20 protein-coding genes are annotated in these 16,830 nt (G+C 72.2%); 10 read left to right on the forward strand and 10 right to left on the reverse strand.

What is annotated here, in order from left to right; translation table 11 throughout:
* Positions 1–194 precede the first annotated feature (194 nt).
* Positions 195–611, forward strand: a complete 417-nt coding sequence (locus ABT034_RS24925; RefSeq protein ID WP_351218799.1) for a hypothetical protein — start codon at positions 195–197, stop codon at positions 609–611.
* Positions 612–615: 4 nt separating this feature from the next.
* On the opposite strand, the gene ABT034_RS24930 is transcribed toward ABT034_RS24925, so the two are convergent.
* The 3 genes from ABT034_RS24930 to ABT034_RS24940 all read right to left on the reverse strand — a co-directional run bounded on the left by ABT034_RS24930 (position 616) and on the right by ABT034_RS24940 (position 2,798).
* Positions 616–1,770, reverse strand: coding sequence for an RNA polymerase sigma factor SigF (locus ABT034_RS24930; protein ID WP_351218801.1), 1,155 nt, complete (start codon positions 1,768–1,770; stop codon positions 616–618).
* Positions 1,767–2,180 (reverse strand): ATP-binding protein, encoded by a 414-nt coding sequence (locus ABT034_RS24935; RefSeq protein ID WP_015036094.1) that lies wholly within the window; start codon positions 2,178–2,180, stop codon positions 1,767–1,769. The genes ABT034_RS24930 and ABT034_RS24935 overlap by 4 nt, the downstream gene beginning before the upstream one ends.
* Positions 2,181–2,537: 357 nt before the next feature.
* On the reverse strand, positions 2,538–2,798 hold the full coding sequence (locus tag ABT034_RS24940) for a UBP-type zinc finger domain-containing protein (protein ID WP_351218803.1): 261 nt from the start codon (positions 2,796–2,798) through the stop codon (positions 2,538–2,540).
* Between the two features lie 39 nt (positions 2,799–2,837).
* Between ABT034_RS24940 and ABT034_RS24945 the strand changes: the two genes are divergently transcribed.
* Positions 2,838–4,436 carry a Na+/H+ antiporter gene (locus ABT034_RS24945; RefSeq protein ID WP_351218805.1) on the forward strand — a complete coding sequence of 533 codons (1,599 nt, stop codon included), beginning with the start codon at positions 2,838–2,840 and terminating at the stop codon, positions 4,434–4,436.
* Here the strand turns inward: ABT034_RS24945 and ABT034_RS24950 are convergent.
* Positions 4,412–5,356: a 1-aminocyclopropane-1-carboxylate deaminase/D-cysteine desulfhydrase gene (locus tag ABT034_RS24950; RefSeq protein ID WP_351218807.1), complete on the reverse strand. Its 945-nt coding sequence runs from the start codon at positions 5,354–5,356 to the stop codon at positions 4,412–4,414. The two genes, ABT034_RS24945 and ABT034_RS24950, sit on opposite strands and share 25 nt — an antisense overlap.
* Before the next feature lie 29 nt (positions 5,357–5,385).
* Complete coding sequence (locus ABT034_RS24955; protein ID WP_351218809.1) at positions 5,386–5,976, reverse strand: N-acetylmuramoyl-L-alanine amidase; 591 nt, start codon at positions 5,974–5,976, stop codon at positions 5,386–5,388.
* Between the two features lie 254 nt (positions 5,977–6,230).
* Here ABT034_RS24955 and ABT034_RS24960 point away from each other — a divergent pair, with 254 nt between their 5' ends.
* Both ABT034_RS24960 and ABT034_RS24965 read left to right on the forward strand, forming a co-directional pair.
* Positions 6,231–7,646: a family 2B encapsulin nanocompartment shell protein gene (locus ABT034_RS24960; protein ID WP_351218811.1), complete on the forward strand. Its 1,416-nt coding sequence runs from the start codon at positions 6,231–6,233 to the stop codon at positions 7,644–7,646.
* 106 nt (positions 7,647–7,752) lie between these two features.
* A complete protein-coding gene (locus ABT034_RS24965) occupies positions 7,753–8,796 on the forward strand; it encodes a family 2 encapsulin nanocompartment cargo protein polyprenyl transferase (RefSeq protein ID WP_351218813.1) in 1,044 nt (347 codons plus the stop codon).
* Between the two features lie 143 nt (positions 8,797–8,939).
* Here the strand turns inward: ABT034_RS24965 and ABT034_RS24970 are convergent, their stop codons facing one another.
* Complete coding sequence (locus ABT034_RS24970; RefSeq protein WP_351218815.1) at positions 8,940–9,515, reverse strand: TetR/AcrR family transcriptional regulator; 576 nt, start codon at positions 9,513–9,515, stop codon at positions 8,940–8,942.
* A gap of 107 nt (positions 9,516–9,622) precedes the next feature.
* Here ABT034_RS24970 and ABT034_RS24975 point away from each other — a divergent pair, with 107 nt between their 5' ends.
* Positions 9,623–10,204, forward strand: coding sequence for a dihydrofolate reductase family protein (locus ABT034_RS24975; protein WP_351218817.1), 582 nt, complete (start codon positions 9,623–9,625; stop codon positions 10,202–10,204).
* Positions 10,205–10,400: 196 nt separating this feature from the next.
* Positions 10,401–10,820 (forward strand): DUF6304 family protein, encoded by a 420-nt coding sequence (locus ABT034_RS24980; protein ID WP_351218819.1) that lies wholly within the window; start codon positions 10,401–10,403, stop codon positions 10,818–10,820.
* A gap of 93 nt (positions 10,821–10,913) precedes the next feature.
* On the opposite strand, the gene snpA is transcribed toward ABT034_RS24980, so the two are convergent.
* Entirely contained in the window at positions 10,914–11,558 is a 645-nt protein-coding gene (gene snpA, locus ABT034_RS24985) for a snapalysin (protein WP_351218821.1), read from the reverse strand.
* A gap of 186 nt (positions 11,559–11,744) precedes the next feature.
* Between snpA and ABT034_RS24990 the strand changes: the two genes are divergently transcribed.
* Together ABT034_RS24990 and ABT034_RS24995 are read left to right on the forward strand one after the other, a co-directional pair.
* The gene (locus ABT034_RS24990) at positions 11,745–12,713 is read left to right on the forward strand and encodes a LysR family transcriptional regulator (RefSeq protein ID WP_351218823.1); all 969 of its coding nucleotides are present in this window, start codon (positions 11,745–11,747) and stop codon (positions 12,711–12,713) included.
* The gene (locus ABT034_RS24995) at positions 12,710–13,195 is read left to right on the forward strand and encodes a GNAT family N-acetyltransferase (protein WP_351218825.1); all 486 of its coding nucleotides are present in this window, start codon (positions 12,710–12,712) and stop codon (positions 13,193–13,195) included. Before ABT034_RS24990 ends, ABT034_RS24995 begins: the two co-directional genes overlap by 4 nt.
* Here the strand turns inward: ABT034_RS24995 and ABT034_RS25000 are convergent.
* A complete protein-coding gene (locus ABT034_RS25000) occupies positions 13,171–14,322 on the reverse strand; it encodes a hypothetical protein (RefSeq protein ID WP_351218827.1) in 1,152 nt (383 codons plus the stop codon). The two genes, ABT034_RS24995 and ABT034_RS25000, sit on opposite strands and share 25 nt — an antisense overlap.
* 107 nt (positions 14,323–14,429) lie before the next feature.
* Positions 14,430–14,825 carry a superoxide dismutase, Ni gene (gene sodN / locus ABT034_RS25005; protein WP_015036129.1) on the reverse strand — a complete coding sequence of 132 codons (396 nt, stop codon included), beginning with the start codon at positions 14,823–14,825 and terminating at the stop codon, positions 14,430–14,432.
* Between the two features lie 162 nt (positions 14,826–14,987).
* Here sodN and sodX point away from each other — a divergent pair, with 162 nt between their 5' ends.
* Positions 14,988–15,422 carry a nickel-type superoxide dismutase maturation protease gene (sodX, locus tag ABT034_RS25010; RefSeq protein WP_351218829.1) on the forward strand — a complete coding sequence of 145 codons (435 nt, stop codon included), beginning with the start codon at positions 14,988–14,990 and terminating at the stop codon, positions 15,420–15,422.
* Here sodX and ABT034_RS25015 read toward each other — a convergent pair.
* Positions 15,326–15,955 carry a CGNR zinc finger domain-containing protein gene (locus ABT034_RS25015; protein ID WP_351218831.1) on the reverse strand — a complete coding sequence of 210 codons (630 nt, stop codon included), beginning with the start codon at positions 15,953–15,955 and terminating at the stop codon, positions 15,326–15,328. The two genes, sodX and ABT034_RS25015, sit on opposite strands and share 97 nt — an antisense overlap.
* A gap of 93 nt (positions 15,956–16,048) precedes the next feature.
* Here ABT034_RS25015 and ABT034_RS25020 point away from each other — a divergent pair, with 93 nt between their 5' ends.
* Positions 16,049–16,798, forward strand: a complete 750-nt coding sequence (locus tag ABT034_RS25020) for a class I SAM-dependent methyltransferase (protein WP_351218833.1) — start codon at positions 16,049–16,051, stop codon at positions 16,796–16,798.
* The last annotated feature ends 32 nt before the right edge of the window (positions 16,799–16,830 follow it).

Genomic DNA, 16,830 nt, shown 5'->3' on the forward strand with positions numbered 1-16,830 from the left:
CGGCCATCCCGTGGACATCCGGCCCCGGGGCCCCGGCCGCCGGGCCCCGGGCCACCTAGGCCCACCGGCCCCACCGGTCGCCCGGCCCCACCGGCCCCACCGGCCGCCCGGCCCCACCGGCCGCCGGCCCCACCGGTCGCCGGCCCCACCGGCCGCCCGAGCCCGGCGGTCGGGCCCCCGCTACCCTGCCCTGTATGAGCAGTACGGAGCAGACCCCCCGCCCCGCCCGTCTCGCCGCCGCGGCGGCCGTGGCCGGTATCGAGGCCCTCGGACTCGTCGCCGGGGGTGTGTACATGCTGGTGGACGCCCTGACCAGGACCTCGGGTGACCTCACCGGCGCCCTCACGGGTGCCGTGACGCTCGTCGCACTCGGTCTGATCCCGCTCGCCGCCGCCCGCGGCCTGTGGCTGCGCCGCTCCTGGAGCCGCGGCCCGGCCGTGATCACCCAGATCCTGGCCCTGCCGGTCGCCTGGCAGATGCTCCAGGCGAACAGCGCGATGATCCCGGCCGGCATCGCCCTCGGCGTCCTGGCCGTCGCAGGGCTCGTCCTCCTGGTGAACCCGGCCACGACCGAGGCGCTCGGCATCCGGCGCCCCGGTCAGGAAGCCTGACGAACTACTCCTCCACGAGAAGCTTCTCCCGAAGCGACGCCAGGGTCCGGGCCAGCAGTCGAGAAACGTGCATCTGCGAGATGCCCACTTCCTGCGCGATCTGCGACTGGGTCATGTTCCCGAAGAACCGGAGCAGCAGAATCCGCTTCTCCCGGGGCGGCAGGTCCTCCAGGAGCGGCTTGAGCGACTCGCGGTACTCGACCCCCTCAAGGGCCTCGTCCTCCGCGCCCAGCGTGTCCGCAACCGCCGGGGACTCGTCGTCCGTGTCGGGGACGTCGAGGGAGAGCGTCGAGTAGGCGTTCGCCGACTCCAGACCCTCCAGGACCTCCTCCTCCGAGATCCCGAGCCGCTCGGCCAGCTCGTGCACCGTCGGGGAGCGGCCGTGCTGCTGGGAGAGCTCCGCCGTCGCCGTGGTCAGCGAGAGCCGCAGCTCCTGGAGTCGGCGCGGCACCCGGACCGCCCAGCCCTTGTCGCGGAAGTGCCGCTTGATCTCGCCGACGACCGTGGGTGTCGCGTACGTCGAGAACTCGACCCCGCGCTCCGGGTCGAACCGGTCCACCGACTTGATCAGGCCGATCGTCGCCACCTGGGTCAGGTCGTCCAGCGGCTCGCCGCGGTTGCGGAAGCGCCGGGCCAGGTGCTCCACCAGCGGCAGGTGCATCCGTACCAGCCGGTTGCGCAGCTCCGCCTTCTCGGGGGAGCCCTCGGGCAGCTCACGCAGCGTGACGAAGAGGGCGCGGGCGCCGCTCCGGTCGTGCGGGTCCGGGGCGGCGGGGACGGCGTCCGGGGCGTCGTCGGCCTCGGCCCCGGCTTCCGCCTCGGCCCCGGCTCCCGCCTCGGTTCCGACTTCAGCCTCAGCCCCGGCGCCGTCCCCGGCGTCGTCCCCGGTTTCGTCGGCGTCCGAGGCCGAGACCTCCGCCGCCTCCTCCGACTTTTCGGCAGCCCCTGCGGTCCCGGAGGTCCCCGAGGTCTCGGGGGAGCCGTCCACACGCGCGGGGCCCCGGGGGGCCTCGGAGACGCCTGGTGTCTCGGCAACCTCGTGGTGCTGCTCGTGCTCGCTCATCTGGCCCGCCTGCTCCGTAGCGACCTCATGCATAGCGACCTCATGCGGCCGCGCCTGCTGCTCAGGGATGCCGGCCGTCGCGTCCCCGCTCCTCACGCCGGGCCTGGCCCCGCGCCGCGCTGTTTGTACAGGCTGATCGAGACCGTACGGTCCTCGGCCACCGACGACTCCACCTTCCCGGCCAGTGCCGAAAGCACCGTCCAGGCGAAGGTGTCCCGCTCGGGCGCCCGGCCGTCGGTCGTCGGGGCGGAGACGGTCACGTCGAGGGAGTCGTCGACCAGCCGGAAGACACAGCTGAGGACGGATCCCGGCACGGCCTGCTGGAGCAGGATGGCGCAGGCCTCGTCGACCGCGATCCGCAAGTCCTCGATCTCGTCGAGGGTGAAGTCCAAGCGCGCCGCGAGGCCGGCCGTGGCCGTACGCAGCACGGACAGATAGGCACCCGCAGCGGGCAGCCGGACTTCCACGAAGTCCTGGGTCCCGGGCTCGCCTGCGATCTGGGACACCCTCACCTCCAAGGTGGCACAAGCTCATTCGGGGTTCGGGGGGAGAGGCCCCCGAACCGGGCGGTACGCAGGGGGCTGCGCGGTCCGCCGTGACGCTATCGCGATCCGTCCCGCCGTGTCGCCGCGAACTTCCCACCCCCGCCGCCCCCCGGCCGCCGGTCATCACCCGTGGTAGGGCCATGGATGCGGACGGTGGGCAAGGGTTCGCGGGGGCCGGAAACGAGCGACCGGCGGAGGGGTGACGTACCCACCCGGGGAGCGGGCGAATCGCCGGACGGCCGAATCGCCGGACGGCCGTACGGCCGCGGGATCGAACCGCCCAGGCAAACAGGGGCAAGAAGGGGCATCGCTACCCGCTCAGACGATCGCGCCGTCCACGAAACACCACCGCCAGGCCTCGCCCCGTTCGAACGTCCGCATCAGCGGGTGCCCGGTCGAGGTGAAGTGCCCTGTCGCGTGCCGCCCCGCCGAGGAGTCGCAGCAGCCCACGTGCCCGCAGCTCAGACAGAGCCGCAGCTGGACCGGGTGCGTGCCGTCCGCCAGGCACTCGGGGCAGGTGTCGGCCAGCGGCACCGGCTCGGGGCGCGGCATTTCTGCAACATGGGGGCACTCGCTCATGATGGCCAGGTTACGTTGCGGCTCACGACGGGGACGGGCATGAACGCACTGCAGCTGGTGGCGCTGGTGGCGGCGAGCGCCGCGATCGCGGGGGCCGCCCGCAGGACCCCGGTGCCCGCTCCGCTGCTCCTGGTCGCCGCGGGGCTGGTCGCCTCGTACGTCCCCGGGATGCCCGACTACACGCTCGACCCGCATATCGTGCTGCCGCTGATCCTGCCCCCGCTCCTCTACACGGCCGCCGTCGACTCCTCGTACCTCGACCTGCGGGCCAACATCCGGCCCGTCGCCCTGCTCTCCGTCGGATACGTCCTCTTCGCCACCGTGGCCGTGGGCTGGCTCGCGTACGTCCTCGTCCCCGACCTGCCGCTCACCGCCGCCCTCGTGCTCGGCGCGGTGGTCGCCCCGCCGGACGCGGTCGCCGCCACCGCCATCGCCCGCAAGCTCGGTCTCCCGAACCGGATCACCACGATCCTCCAGGGCGAGTCCCTCGTGAACGACGCCACCGCCATCACCGCCTTCAAGGTCGCCCTCGCGGCGGCCGTCGGCGAGGGCGTGAGCTGGGCCGGCGGCCTCGGCGACTTCGCGCTCGCCGCCGTCGGCGGGATCGGCGTCGGCCTTATCCTCATGGTCCCCATCCACTGGCTCCGCCTCCGGCTCGGCGACTCGCTGCTCCAGAACACCCTCTCCCTCCTCATCCCGTTCATCGCCTACGCGGCGGCCGAGGAGGTCCACGCCTCCGGGGTCCTCGCCGTCGTCGTGGTCGGCCTCTTCCTGGGACACCGCGCCTGGCAGGTCGACTTCGCCACCCGGCTCCAGGAGGAGGCGGTCTGGAAGATGGTCGCCTTCGTCCTGGAGTCCGCCGTCTTCGCCCTGATCGGCCTCCAGCTGCCGTACGTCGTCCAGGGGCTCGGGCAGTACGGGATCGGCGAGGCGGCCTGGTACGCGGGCGGCGTCTTCGCCGCCGTGGTCGTCGTCCGGTTCGTCTGGGTGTATCCCGCGACCTTCCTGCCCCGGTGGTTCTCCGCCGGGGTCAGGGAACGGGAACCAGGCGTGGACTGGAGGGCGCCGCTCGTCGTCGGCTGGGCCGGTATGCGGGGCGTGGTCTCCCTGGCCATCGCCTTCTCCATCCCCGTCGTCGCCGACGGGGAGGAGTTCCCGGCCCGGAACCTCGTCCTCTTCCTCACCTTCACCACCGTCATCGGCACCCTCGTGGTGCAGGGCCTCACCCTGCCGCCCCTCATCCGGCTCCTGAAGCTCCCCGGGCGGGACAGGTACGCCGAGACCCTGGCCGAGGCGCAGGCGCAGAGCGAGGCCTCGCGGGCCGCGGAGGAACGCCTCGACGCGCTCCTCGCCGACGAGCGCAACGCCCTGCCGACGCCCCTCGCCGACCGGCTCCGCATCGTCCTGGAGCGGCGCCGCAACGCGGTCTGGGAGCGGCTCGGGGCCGTCAACGAGGTCACGGGGGAGACCGCGGACGACACCTACCGGCGTATCTCGCGCGAGATGATCGACGCCGAACGCGAGGTCTTCGTACGGCTGCGCGACGCACGGCGGATCGACGACGAGATGATGCGGACCCTGCTCCGCCGCCTCGACCTCGAGGAGGCCGCCGCCTACCGCGAGGAGGCGGACGGCTGAGGTCCGCCCCCCGGGGGCGGCTGAGGCGCGTCCGGGGCGCCCGTCACCACTGCCGCGAGCCGGGTGCCCGCAGGGAACGCGCCCTCCTCCGCCAGGACCGTGAGGCCGTGGAGCATCTTGGCCACATACAGTCGCTCGATGGCGAGTTCGTGCCGCGCCTCGAAGTCGCGTGCGAACGCCTCCAGAACGGGGGACGTGCGCGCGTACCCCCCGCAGTGGAAACGCTCGTCCAGCGTCCACGCGCCGCGTGGCCCGCCGAACGCCGCCTCTTGGAGGGCGCGTACCTCCCCGCCCAGGAAACCGCCCTTGAGGACCGGGAAGCCAAGCGCCCGCTGCCCGGGAGAGAGACCGGCCGCGAGGCCCGCGAGGGTGCCGCCCGTGCCGCAGGCGACGGCCACCGTGTCGGCCGCGCCGGCGAGCTCGCGGCCCAGCTCCACGCAGCCCCGGACGGCGAGCGCGTTGCTGCCGCCCTCCGGGACGACGTACGCGCCCGCGGGGGCCCGTTCCAGGAGCGCCGCGAGGACCCCCGGGTCGTTCTTCGCGCGGTACGTGGCCCGGTCCACGAACTCCAGCCGCATCCCGTCCGCCGCGCACCGCGCGAGGGACGGGTTGAGCGGGCGCCGGGCCAGCTCGTCGCCCCGGACGACGCCCACCGTGGGGAAACCCAGCAGCCGGCCGGCGGCCGCCGTCGCCCGCAGGTGGTTGGAGTACGCCCCGCCGAAGGTGAGCACCGGACGCCCGCCCGCCGCGCCCAGGTTGAGGGCGAGCTTGCGCCACTTGTTCCCCGGCAGGTCGGGGTGGATGAGGTCCTCCCGCTTGAGCAGCAGCGTCAGCCCGCGCCGGGCGAAGCGCTCGTCCTCCACCGGCTCCAGGGGCGAGGGGAGCCGGGGCCGCAGACGGGAGAGGTCGAACGCGTTCACCCGGCCATTGTCCGTGCCGGCCGGCACGGTCAGCGCAGGAGGTCGGCGATCCGCTCCCGCATCGAGCCCATCGTGAAGCCGCGGGGGTCGACCTTCCCCGGCTGCCACTCCAGGTGCCCGATGACCGAGCGGTGCGTCCAGCCGTGCACCCGGCACAGGGCGGCCGCCGCCTTGGCGATGGCGTCCAGCTGGACCTTCGGCCACGGGTCCTCGCCGTCCCCGAGGTTCTCGCACTCGAAGCCGTAGAAGTGGCGGTTGCCGTCAGTGGTGGCCTCGTCGTCCCGTGGCAGGCTCCGCTCGGCGATGACCGCCCTGAGCACCTCGTCGTCGCCGAGCCCCGCGTGGTTCGCGCGCCCGTAGCCGACGAGGTGGACCGTGCCGTCCTTGGCGATCACGCCGTGGCAGAGCGGCCCCGGCAGGGCGTCGTGGCCGTCCCGGCAGATCCGGACGGTGCTCTCGGTGCCGCGGGTCACGGTGTGGTGGATCATCACGCCGTGCACCGGGCCCCAGGGGCCCTTGTGGTTGCGGTTGTGGGTGGACCAGTCGCCGACCTGGACGATCGCGAGGCCCTCGTCGCGCAGCGCGTCGAGGAACCTGCTCGCGGACATGGGGGTGGACATGACCGACTCCCTTCGGAGGACGGGATGGGCTTCCGGAGTACCGGAGTCCGCCACTCCACTGCCATCCGTTCGGGCCGTGTGCGAGCCGATCCGGACACCGCTCCCCGTGACGGGTGGGGCTCCGCTGTTCGGATGGAAATCACGTGACATGCCCCGAAGATCGTCGAACAGTCCCACTCGAATGTGTAATGGCGCCGACACGCTCCGTGCTGAAAGGCTTCGTCTCGCAACTCAGTCATACGAGAGGGAGTTCCATGTCCGTTGGTTCGGTTGGCGACGACGTACGCGCGGAGCAGCAGGCCCCGCAGCAGAGTCTCGGCACCGCCGCCGCGCGGAACCTCGCCACGACCACCAAGTCGGCGCCGCAGATGCAGGAGATCACCTCACGGTGGCTGCTGCGGGCGCTGCCGTGGGTCCAGGTGCAGGGCGGTACGTACCGGGTGAACCGGAGGCTCAGCTACTCCGTGGGTGACGGCAAGGTCACCTTCGTCCAGACCGGAGAGCGCGTCGCGGTCATCCCCGCCGAACTCGGCGAACTCTCCGTCCTGCGCGGCTACGAGGACGAGGAGGCCCTGGCCGAGCTGGCGTCCCGCTGCCGCCAGCGGGAGTACGCGGCCGGCGAGGTGATCGCCGTCGCGGGCGAGCCGACCGACCGGGTCCACCTCCTCGCGCACGGCAGGATCGAGCAGGTCGGTGAGGGACCGTACGGCGACGAGGCCGTCATCGGCGTCCTCGCCGACGGCGCCCACTTCGGTGATGTCGCCCTCGTCGACCCGGAGGCCACCTGGGAGTGGTCCGCCCGCGCCGCCACCGCCTGTACGGTCCTGGAGCTCACCCGGGACGACGTGCGGAACCTCGCGGAGCGGGCCGGTTCGCTCGCCGCCCACCTCGCGAGCGTGGCCGCTCTGCCCCACCAGCGCACCAACAAGTACGGCGAGGCCGAGATCGACCTCTCCGCCGGCCATGTCGGCGAGGCCGTCGTCCCGCACACGTACGTCGACTACGACGCCTCGCCCCGCGAGTACGAGCTGAGCGTCGCCCAGACCGTGCTGAAGGTCCACAGCCGCGTCGCCGACCTCTACAACCAGCCGATGAACCAGACCGAGCAGCAGCTGCGGCTCACGGTCGAGGCGCTCCGCGAGCGCCAGGAGTACGAGCTCGTCAACAACAAGGAGTTCGGCCTCCTCTCCAACTGCGACTACGAGCAGCGGCTCCAGCCCCACGACGGCGCTCCCAGCCCCGACGACATGGACGAGCTGCTCTCCCGGCGCCGGGGCTCCAAGCTGTTCCTCGCCCACCCGCGCGCCATCGCCGCCTTCGGCCGCGAGCTCAACAAGCGCGGTCTGGTGCCCGAGACGATCGACATCAACGGCAACCGCATCCCGACCTGGCGCGGTGTGCCGATCTACCCGTGCAACAAGATCCCGGTGTCGGACGCCCGGACCACCTCGATCATCTGCATGCGTACCGGCGAGGCCGACCAGGGTGTGATCGGTCTGCACCAGACCGGCATCCCCGACGAGATCGAGCCCAGCCTCTCCGTCCGCTTCATGGGCATCGACGAGCAGGCGATCATCTCGTACCTGGTCACCGCCTACTACTCGGCCGCGGTCCTCGTCCCGGACGCGCTCGGCGTCCTGGAGAACGTCGAGGTCAGTCGCTGGCGCTGAGCCGACGACGTCCGGGGGCGGGGACCGAACCCTCCCGCCCCCGGGCGTTCCCGGCCCGTCGCCGGGCCGTATCCACACGGAGGACACGAAGGAAGTGACCGTCACCATGACCAGCGCGGACGCCGTCACCGACGGTCAGGGGGCCGTGATGCTCCTGGACCGGACGCGGACCACCGTCGATCCCCATCTGCGCTCGACCGTCGAGACCCTGCCCGGCTCCATGCGGCGGGTCGCCATGTACCACTTCGGCTGGGAGCACGCGGACGGCTCCCCGGCCACGGAGCGGGCGGGCAAGGCGATACGCCCGGCCCTGGTCCTCGCGGCGGCCCGCGCGCTCGGCGCCGACGAGGCCCGGGTCGTGAAGGCCGCGGCCGCGGTGGAGCTCGCGCACAACTTCACCCTGCTCCACGACGACATCGTCGACGAGGACGTGACCCGCAGGCACCGGCCCACCGCCTGGACCGTCTTCGGCGTCCCGGACGCGCTGATCGCCGGCGACGCGATGAGCGCCCTCGCCCTGCGGCTGCTCGCCGAGGACCCGCATCCGGCGTCGGCGGCGGCCTCCGCGCGCCTGGCGGCCTGCATCATCGAGCTGTGCGCGGGGCAGCAGGCGGACTGCGCCTTCGAGCAGCGCGGCCCGCGCGAGGTGTCTCTCGACGAGTGCCTGGCCATGGCCACCGCCAAGACCGGTGCTCTGCTCGGCTGTTCCTGTGCCCTCGGCGCGCTCTACGCGGGCGCGGGGGAGGAGCAGGTCGCGGCGATGGACGCCTTCGGCCGGGAGGCCGGCCTCGCCTTCCAGCTGATCGACGACCTCATCGGCATCTGGGGCGACCCCGACCGTACGGGCAAGCCGGCCGGGGCCGATCTCGTGGCCCACAAGAAGTCGCTCCCGGTGGTGGCGGCGCTCGCCTCGGGCACCCCGGCGGGCGAGGAGCTGGCCGAGCTGTACTCCCGTCCGGTCCTCGACGCGGGGGCCGCCCGGGCGGCCGCGGACGCGGTCGAGCGGGCCGGTGGGCGCGACTGGGCCCAGGCCCAGGCGGCCGAGCGGATGGGCCGCGCGGTCGAGTACCTGGCGCAGGCGGTCCCGGACCTGGAGGCGGCGGGGGACCTGCTGGCCCTCGCGGAGTTCGTCACCCGGCGTACACGCTGACGGACCGGGGTCGTACGGACCGGGGTCGTACGGGCCGGAGTCGTACGAGCAGGGCCGGAGTCCCAGGGCCCGGGGTCGTACGGCCACCGGGTCTTACGGCAGCGCGGGTCTCACGGCCCCGGGTCTCACGGCGGCGCCGGGTCTCACGGTCCGGGGACGATGCGGGTGACCACCGTCTCGATCAGGTCGTCCAGGTCCCGGTCACCGTGCAGACCCGGCACCGTGAAGTGGTCGAACAGCAGCCCGGTGAGGGCGAAGTAGAGCAGCCGGACCGTGTCGGCGTCCCCGGGCATCCCGGCCGCGAGGTGGATCCGGACGTTCTCGTCGAGGTCGGCGCGGAGCACCTTGGTGAGCTGGGTCCGCAGCTCGGGGCGGCGCACGGCTTCGAGGCGGAGCTCGAAGAGGCCGAGGTAGCAGGTGCGTTCGGCCGCGAGCCGCTGGGCGAGCCGGCGCATCAGCTCGACGACCAGCGCGCGGCTCGGCGGCGGCAGCAGGGCCGTGTCGATGTCCCCGGGCGCGGGGGTGAGGCGCTCGAAGATCCGGTCGGCGACCTCGGAGAGCACCTGGTCCCGGTCGCGGAAGTAGTTGGACGAGGTGCCCGTGGGGACACCCGCCCGGGAGTCGACGGCTCGGAAGGTGAGCCCACGGGCCCCTTCGTCCGCCAGGACCTGGATCGCGGCGTCGAGCAGCGCCGTACGGCGTTCCGGGTTTCTCGCCATGTCGAGCTCCTTTCTTGAAAATAGGTCTTGCGTAACCACTACAGGTGAAGCACTATAGCCGTCGTGGTTGCGATCGCAGCCGCGCTCCGAAGTAGAAGAGGACCGGCTTGCGCAAGCTCACGTACTACATCGCCTGCACCATCGACGGCTTCATCGGCGACCCCGAGGGCGACGCCACGTCGATGTTCAAGTACTCGACCGGCTCGTACATGCAGGAGATGAGCGCCGAGTACCCCGAGACCATCCCGACGCACGCTCGGGAGATATTCGGGATCGACGCGGAGAACAAGCACTTCGACACCATCGTCCAGGGCCGGAAGTCGTACCAGCTCGCCCTGGACATCGGCATCACGAGCCCCTACGGCCACCTGCGGGAGTTCGTCGCCACCCGCTCGCTGGCCGAGTCGCCCGACGCCAACGTGGAGCTGATCGCCGAGGACCTCGTCGGCCGCGTCCGCGAGCTCAAGGCGGAGGACAGCCCCCTCGGCATCTTTCTCTGCGGCGGCTCCACCATCGCCGGCGAGCTCATCGAGGAGATCGACGAGCTGGTCATCAAGACCTACCCCGAGGTCTACGGCACCGGCATGCCGATGTTCGGCGCCGGCTTCCAGCCCCGCGAGTTCGAGCTGGGCTCGGTGCGCGCCTTCGACAACGGCGTGATCGTCCGTACCTACACCAGGAAGCGGTAGCGGCGGGAACGGCTTCCGCGACGGCGCGCACGTCGCGAGCGCGCGCATGACGGGCGAGCCGTGCGCATGACGGGCGAGCCGTGCGCATGACGGGCGAGCCGCGCGGGTGACCGGCAAGAACGGCGAGATCGGGAGAAGTCCGGCCTCCGGGTGACCGGCCGCGCGCCGGAGCCGGTCATACCGCTACAGTCCGCGCATGTCATCGGAGTCGACGGAAGTCTGGACCGGCTGGTACCGGGACCGCAGCGGCGCGGAAGCGATCGTCATCACGGCCGACGGGCGGCACGTCGCCACCCGGATCAGGGGGATCGAGTACACAGGTGAGGGCTTCGCCGCGCTCAGTGCGCCCGACGAGGGCGGGCGGCCCCTCACCGGCTGCGTCCTGGAGTGGGACCTCCCGCTCCCGGTCGTCGTGGACGGCGCCACCCAGCCTGCCACGCTGAGCTGTCTGCTGACGCTCGGTGAGCGCGCGGACCTCAGTCTGACGCTGCACTGCGGGGGCGCCGCCTTCGAGTCGTGCGTCGCCGGGGGTGACTTCGAGGGAGCCCTGGAGCGGGTCAGGCGGCAGCTTCCGCCCGGCGCGGACTTCGCCCGCCGGCTCCTGCAGACGGCCTGAGACGAGGACGCCTGAGGTGAGTACGGCCTGAGACGAGGACGGCGGCCGCCCCCGGGAGAGGGGCGGCCGCCGCCGCGTGTCATCGTCCCGCCATCAGCCCTTGAAGGCCGAGGCGAGCCCGTAACGCCAGAGCTGGTCGACGCGGGACCGCTCCTGCGCGTTCGGCTGGGCGTTCTGGCAGGACGTGCCGGGGCCGCCGCCCGACATCAGCTCGCTGCACGGCCCGCTGTAGTGGTCCGGAAGCCCCAGGACGTGCCCGGTCTCGTGGGCGGTCACCCGGGTCGAGTTGTACTGCTGGTTCTGCCGGTAGTCGAGGAAGATGTAGCCACTGCCGTGACCGTCGGTGCTCGCGTACGAGCCACGGGAGTCGTTGCCCTCGTAGTAACGGAAGTCCGGGTTGCTGCCCTCGACGAGCCGGACGTTCACCACCGAGCTGTTCCATATCTGGGTGGAGCGAGCGATCTGGGTGCGGAAGCTCGGCGCGTTGGCGGCGCTGTAGACGACGGTGACGGCGGCCGCGCCGGGATTGGCGGCCCGCTTCTTCGCCACCGACTTCACGACGGCGTCGAAGAAGGCCTTGTTGGCCTTGGCATTCTCCGCCGAACCGGCGTACGCCGCGACGGTGTTGCTCGTGCGAGGGACACTCTCCGCCGCCGCCGGGGCCGCGCCGAGGGAGGCGGCGAGACCGAGACCGAGGGTGGCGGTCAGTACGGAGGTGAGGACCTTGGGGTGACGCATGGGGGGCTCCTCCTCTAGGGGACTGGAGAGAGTCTCGGGGCAGCCGGAGCCCACGGGGATGATGTCAACAGCCGATAGCTCCACCGCATCACCCTGCGTCGCCGGGCCCAACCGCCTTGAAAAGCAAGGTGGTTGCGGGCATCCGGCTATCTGGTGCGACTCAGGGAGCCGCCCTACCCTCGGGGCATGGAGCTGGAGGTGAGACACCTGCGCGCGCTCTGCGCCATCGCGGACGCGGGCAGCCTGCACAAGGCGGCCCGTCAACTCGGCATGAGCCAGCCCTCGTTGACCACCCAACTGCGCCGCATCGAGAACTCCCTCGGCGCCGAACTCTTCTCCCGCGGCCGCACCGGCTGCCTCCCCACCCCACTCGGCCGTTCCCTGCTCAGCCGGGCCCGCCCCCTCGTCGCCGACATGGCCGCGCTCGTCACCGAGACCCGGGCCGCCGCGGCCCGCACCGACGGCCCCGGACTCGGCGTCGGCTCCACCGCGAGCCGGGCGCTCCCCGGCTGGCTGCGCCGGCTCCGCCAGCGGCTGCCCGGCACGGACATAGGCCTCCGGATGGACGTCTCCGCGAGCGCCCTGCTGCGCACGGTCGCCGCCGGCGGGCTCGACGTGGCCTTCGTCCACGAGGTGGAAGGCTGCCCGCTGCGCGTCCCCGAGGGCCTGGAGCGCCGGGTCCTCGTCGCCCGCGAACCGCAGTTCGTCTCCATGGCCCGCGACCACCCGGCCGCCGCCCGGCCCGTCGTGGACCTCGCCGACCTGGCCACCGACCACTGGATGGTCGACCCGACCGTGGACGGCGAATGGGACGGCCTCCGCCGGGTCCTGGACGCCGCCGGCATCGACCCGCCCCTGCTGCACGGCGACTACCACACGGCCGCCTCCCTCATCGTCCTCGGCGAGGCCGTCGCACCCTGCCAGCCGACCTCGATCCCCCACGAGGACATGGCCGTCCGCCCCCTGCGGGGCGACCCCCTGGCGGTCCGGCTCCTGCTGTACGCGCGCCCCGGGGCGCCCCTGGACACGCTGTACGGGGAACTCGCCGCGGCCTACCGGGAGGTGGCCCTGCGCGCCGCCCCGTACCGCGAGTGGTTACGCCGCCAGGGAGCGGAGGCGGGGCTGTCGGTGGGGCCGTGCATGATGGCGGTATGAACGAACGTGAGGGCACGCGCGAAGGGGCGACGGTACGGCAGGCACGTCCCGAGGACCTCACCCGGCTCGTGGAACTGATCGACGAGCACGCGGCGTACGAGAAGGCGGCGCCCCCGGCCCCCTGCCTGGCGGACCGCCTGGCCCGCCTCCTCTTCGTCCCAGCCGAGCCCCGGCTCCGCTGCCTGCTCGCCGTCCTCCCCGACGGCACCGTCGCGGGCTACGCCACCTGCGCCCCGGAGCTCTCCACCTGGGACGGCACGGAGTACCTCCACATGGACTGCCTCTATCTCACGGAATCCAGCAGAGGCCACGGCCTGGGCCCCCTCCTGATGGCGGCGGTCCGCACCGAGGCCAGGATCCTGGGTCTCGACGAGATCCAATGGCAGACGCCGGCCTGGAACGAGAGCGCGATCCGCTTCTACGACCGCCTGGGTGCCACCTCCAAGGAGAAGCGCCGCTACACCCTCTCCACGGAGGACTGACCCCCGGGCCAGGGCCCGGCGAGCAGCCGCTCGGCCTCCCGGACGATCGCACCCGCGAGTTCCTCGCGGGCGTCGCCGCTCCGGACGGCGGCCCAGTCGTTGTACGCCTCGACGGCGTCGAACAGCGGTCTGAGCACCTGCGGCCGGGCCAGCGACGCCCAGCCGTCGTACGTGATCAGGTCGCCGCCGGCCCCCGGGTCCAGACTCCCGCGCACGATCAGCAGGAGCCACCACCGCACGAGCTCCCAGCGGGCCGCCTCCCACGGCACGTCGGTGTCATCGACGGGAAGGCCTTCGACAAGCCCCAGTTCGTCCAGGACCCGGTCGAAGAGCGCACCGGCCTGCTCGTGCTCGGCGCGCGTCAGCCCGGCGAGCAGCGGCAGCGACTCCGACTCGACATCGAGTACGAGCGCGGTGAGCCCTGCTTCGATCAACTGCTCCGGGAAGTGCCGCCGGCCGATCAGGCGCTCGACCGCCAGCATCCGAAGGCACTCGACGGCCTCCTGGGCGGTGACGGCATAGGGGGTGAACGGCGTGGGCGCGGTGACGTCGATGCCCGGACCGCCGTTCACGAAGTACGACCAGAAGTCGACGGTCGCGCGGGGCATGAGGCTGCTGGCCCCGCCGGTGAACTCGTGCCGGACGTAGTCGGCGAGGTCGTTCCCGTAGAAGATGATGTCGGTCTGGTGGACGGACAGCACGGGGTGGCCCCACTCGCCCGCGGTGCCGGGCAGGTAGCGGTGGCTGTAGACCGGGACCAGCTGGGGGACGGTCGCCAGCTCGGCCCGTGCGACCCGCAGCGCCTCGGCCGTCCCCGAGGGCTTCGGAGGCCAGGAGGGATGCCAGAAGCCGTTGCGCTCCACGTCGAAGAGCACCCCCTCGACCGGCCGCCGGAGCCGCTCGGCCAACTCCTCCGGGTCACCGTCCCGCCAGTCGGGCCACCCGCCCCCACGGGGCAGCCCGGCGCCGAGGAACACCCGGTGATCCGCCGCGAACGCGAACCCGAACCGCGCCTCGACCGCGTCGAGTTCCTTCTCGCTGAGCCCCGGCCCGACCTTTGCCCGCAGCATGCCCTGAAGGGCGCGGGCGTCTTCCGGAAGCAGCGGCGGGGACGAGGGCGTGATCATCCCGAAAGCCTACGACCACCCCGACCGGCCCCGGAACGGCATTTCACGAACGCCGAAGGGGCACGACCGCCAGGCGGCCGTGCCCCTTCGGACGGGGAACGAGAAGATCAGGCCTTCTTCGTCTCCCAGAAAATGCGGTCGATCTCGGCGATGAGCTCCAGCGCCTTCTCGCCCGTCTTCGGGTCCGTCGACGCCTTGGCGGCCGAGAGGGCCTTCAGGGTGTCGTTGACCAGCTGGTTGAGCTCGGGGTACTTCTCGAAGTGCGGGGCCTTGAAGTAGTCGCTCCAGAGCACCGAGACGTGGTGCTTGGCGAGCTCCGCGCGCTGCTCCTTGATGACCGTGGCGCGGGCGCGGAAGTGCGCGTCCTCGTTCGCCAGGTACTTCTCCTGGACAGCCTTGACCGACTCGGCCTCGATGCGGGCCTGGGCCGGGTCGTACACGCCGCACGGGAGGTCGCAGTGGGCGCTGACCTTCACCTTGGGGGCAAACAGGCGGGAGAGCATTGTGCCGTCCTTCCTCGTGATCGTCTTCTCAGGTGGGACATTACTCGGTGAGAAGGGCGTTTTCGCGGGCGCCCCCTGGGGCTTAGGTCAAAAGTCCAGGGTCACCATGGGACTCGTGTACGAGTGGACGAGTGGACGCGCGGGCGGATCGGGAGGTGCCGGATGACGGAATCGGGGCGGGAACGGGGTGCGGAGGCCGGGGCTCCGTTCGGGGTCGCCGAGGTCACGGGGGTGTCGATGGTGCCCACGCTGCTGCACGGTGACCAGCTGCTCGTGCAGTACGGGGGACGTTTGCGGGCCGGCTGTGTGGCTGTGCTGCGGCATCCGCTCCAGCAGGATCTGCTGATCGTGAAGCGGCTGATCGAGCGACGCGACGGCGGCTGGTGGGTGTTGGGGGACAACCCGGACGCCGAGGGGGACAGCCGGGTCTTCGGCGCCGTACCGCCCGAGCTGGTTCTCGGGCGGGTGCGGGCGCGGTACCGGCCGGTGACGCCGGGCCGTCAGCGGTCGGCCGGGGTGATGCTCTCCTGGCTGGTCTCGTCGGTCAGGCCCGTGCGGTCCGTCCGGTCGGCCTCCAGGCGCTTGCGGGCCCGGTAGGCGGCCACGTTGGCGCGGGTCGCGCAGCGGTCCGAGCAGTAGCGGCGGGAGCGGTTGGTCGAGGTGTCCAGGTAGGCGTTGCGGCAGGGCGGTGCCTGGCAGAGGCCGAGGCGGTCCGCGCCGAACTCCGTCAGGTGGAAGGCGAGGCCCATCGCGGCGATCGCCGCGTACCCCGCGGTCGCGTTCGAGGGGTGGTCGGCGAGGTGCATGTGCCACCGCGGCCGGCCGTCCTCGTCGAGGATGTCGTGGCCCGAGATCTGCGGGCTCACCGGGAACTCCAGGAGCAGGGAGTTCAGCAGGTCCACGGCTCCCGTGTGGTCGCCCTCGTCGGCCGCGGCGAAGACCGCCCGCAGCCGGGCGCGTACCGCGCGGAAGCGGGTGACGTCGGAGTCGGTCGCCCGGCGGGCCATCTGGGTCGCGGGGCCGAAGAGCTCCCGGATGACCTCGACGGAGGTGAGGGCGTCCTTGCTGCGGGCCGGCTCCTCGGTGTTGACCAGACGCACGGCGTAATCCGAGTAATAGGCCAGTTCCACTTGTAGTCCTTACTCCGGCGGGCTAGTGTCTCGGTCGAAAGGGGTAACGACTGTTATCCCTGTCAGGGTATTACGTGAGGGGGAGGAGCGGCGATGACCGGAACCGACTGGGCGGCCTGGCAGCAGAGCTGGGACCGTCAGCAGGAGTGGTACATGCCGGACCGTGAGGAGCGGTTCCGGGTGATGCTCGACATGGTCGAGGCCGTGGTGGGGCCGAAGCCCCGCGTCCTCGACCTCGCGTGCGGTACGGGAAGTATCACGGACAGGCTCCTCAAGAGGTTCCCCGAGGCGAGCAGCGTCGGCGTCGACCTCGACCCCGCCCTGCTCGCCATCGCCGAGGGGTACTTCGCCGGCGACGAGCGCGTCACCTTCGTGACCGCCGACCTCAAGGACCCCGCGTGGGTCCGCGAGCTGCCCCACGACTCGTACGACGCCGTCCTCACCGCCACCGCGCTCCACTGGCTCCACAGCGAGCCCCTGACCGCCCTCTACGGGCAGGTCGCCGGTCTCGTCCGCGACGGCGGCGTCTTCATGAACGCCGACCACATGATCGACGACGCCACCCCCCGTATCAACGCCGCCGAGCGGGCGCAGCGCCACGCCGTCATGGACCGCGCGAAGGCCGGCGGCGCCCTCGACTGGGCCGAGTGGTGGGCCCTCGCCGGCAAGGACCCCGTCCTCGCCGAGCCCACCGCCCGCCGCTTCGAGATCTACGGCGAGCACGCCGACGGCGACATGCCCTCCCCGCGCTGGCACGCCGACACCCTCCGCGCCGCCGGATTCGGCGAGGCAAGGGCCGTCTGGGCCTCGCCCTCCGACACCCTGCTCCTTGCCGTGAAGTAGACGCCGGGACAGGAGAAGGGGCGGTACGGGAA

It is taken from the genome of Streptomyces sp. NPDC002773 (assembly GCF_040295605.1).
Lineage (GTDB): Bacteria > Actinomycetota > Actinomycetes > Streptomycetales > Streptomycetaceae > Streptomyces.

Coding starts and splice junctions, on each gene's coding strand:
- ABT034_RS24955 (WP_351218809.1), bottom strand. CDS start 5,976: ATGTCCACCCCCATGTCCGCGAGCAGGTTCCTCGACGCGCTGCGCGAC.
- ABT034_RS24980 (WP_351218819.1), top strand. CDS start 10,401: ATGTCATCGGAGTCGACGGAAGTCTGGACCGGCTGGTACCGGGACCGC.
- ABT034_RS24960 (WP_351218811.1), top strand. CDS start 6,231: ATGTCCGTTGGTTCGGTTGGCGACGACGTACGCGCGGAGCAGCAGGCC.
- snpA (WP_351218821.1), bottom strand. CDS start 11,558: ATGCGTCACCCCAAGGTCCTCACCTCCGTACTGACCGCCACCCTCGGT.
- sodN (WP_015036129.1), bottom strand. CDS start 14,825: ATGCTCTCCCGCCTGTTTGCCCCCAAGGTGAAGGTCAGCGCCCACTGC.
- ABT034_RS24925 (WP_351218799.1), top strand. CDS start 195: ATGAGCAGTACGGAGCAGACCCCCCGCCCCGCCCGTCTCGCCGCCGCG.
- ABT034_RS24995 (WP_351218825.1), top strand. CDS start 12,710: ATGAACGAACGTGAGGGCACGCGCGAAGGGGCGACGGTACGGCAGGCA.
- sodX (WP_351218829.1), top strand. CDS start 14,988: ATGACGGAATCGGGGCGGGAACGGGGTGCGGAGGCCGGGGCTCCGTTC.
- ABT034_RS24965 (WP_351218813.1), top strand. CDS start 7,753: ATGACCAGCGCGGACGCCGTCACCGACGGTCAGGGGGCCGTGATGCTC.
- ABT034_RS24990 (WP_351218823.1), top strand. CDS start 11,745: ATGGAGCTGGAGGTGAGACACCTGCGCGCGCTCTGCGCCATCGCGGAC.
- ABT034_RS25000 (WP_351218827.1), bottom strand. CDS start 14,322: ATGATCACGCCCTCGTCCCCGCCGCTGCTTCCGGAAGACGCCCGCGCC.
- ABT034_RS25020 (WP_351218833.1), top strand. CDS start 16,049: ATGACCGGAACCGACTGGGCGGCCTGGCAGCAGAGCTGGGACCGTCAG.
- ABT034_RS24940 (WP_351218803.1), bottom strand. CDS start 2,798: ATGAGCGAGTGCCCCCATGTTGCAGAAATGCCGCGCCCCGAGCCGGTG.
- ABT034_RS24970 (WP_351218815.1), bottom strand. CDS start 9,515: ATGGCGAGAAACCCGGAACGCCGTACGGCGCTGCTCGACGCCGCGATC.
- ABT034_RS24945 (WP_351218805.1), top strand. CDS start 2,838: ATGAACGCACTGCAGCTGGTGGCGCTGGTGGCGGCGAGCGCCGCGATC.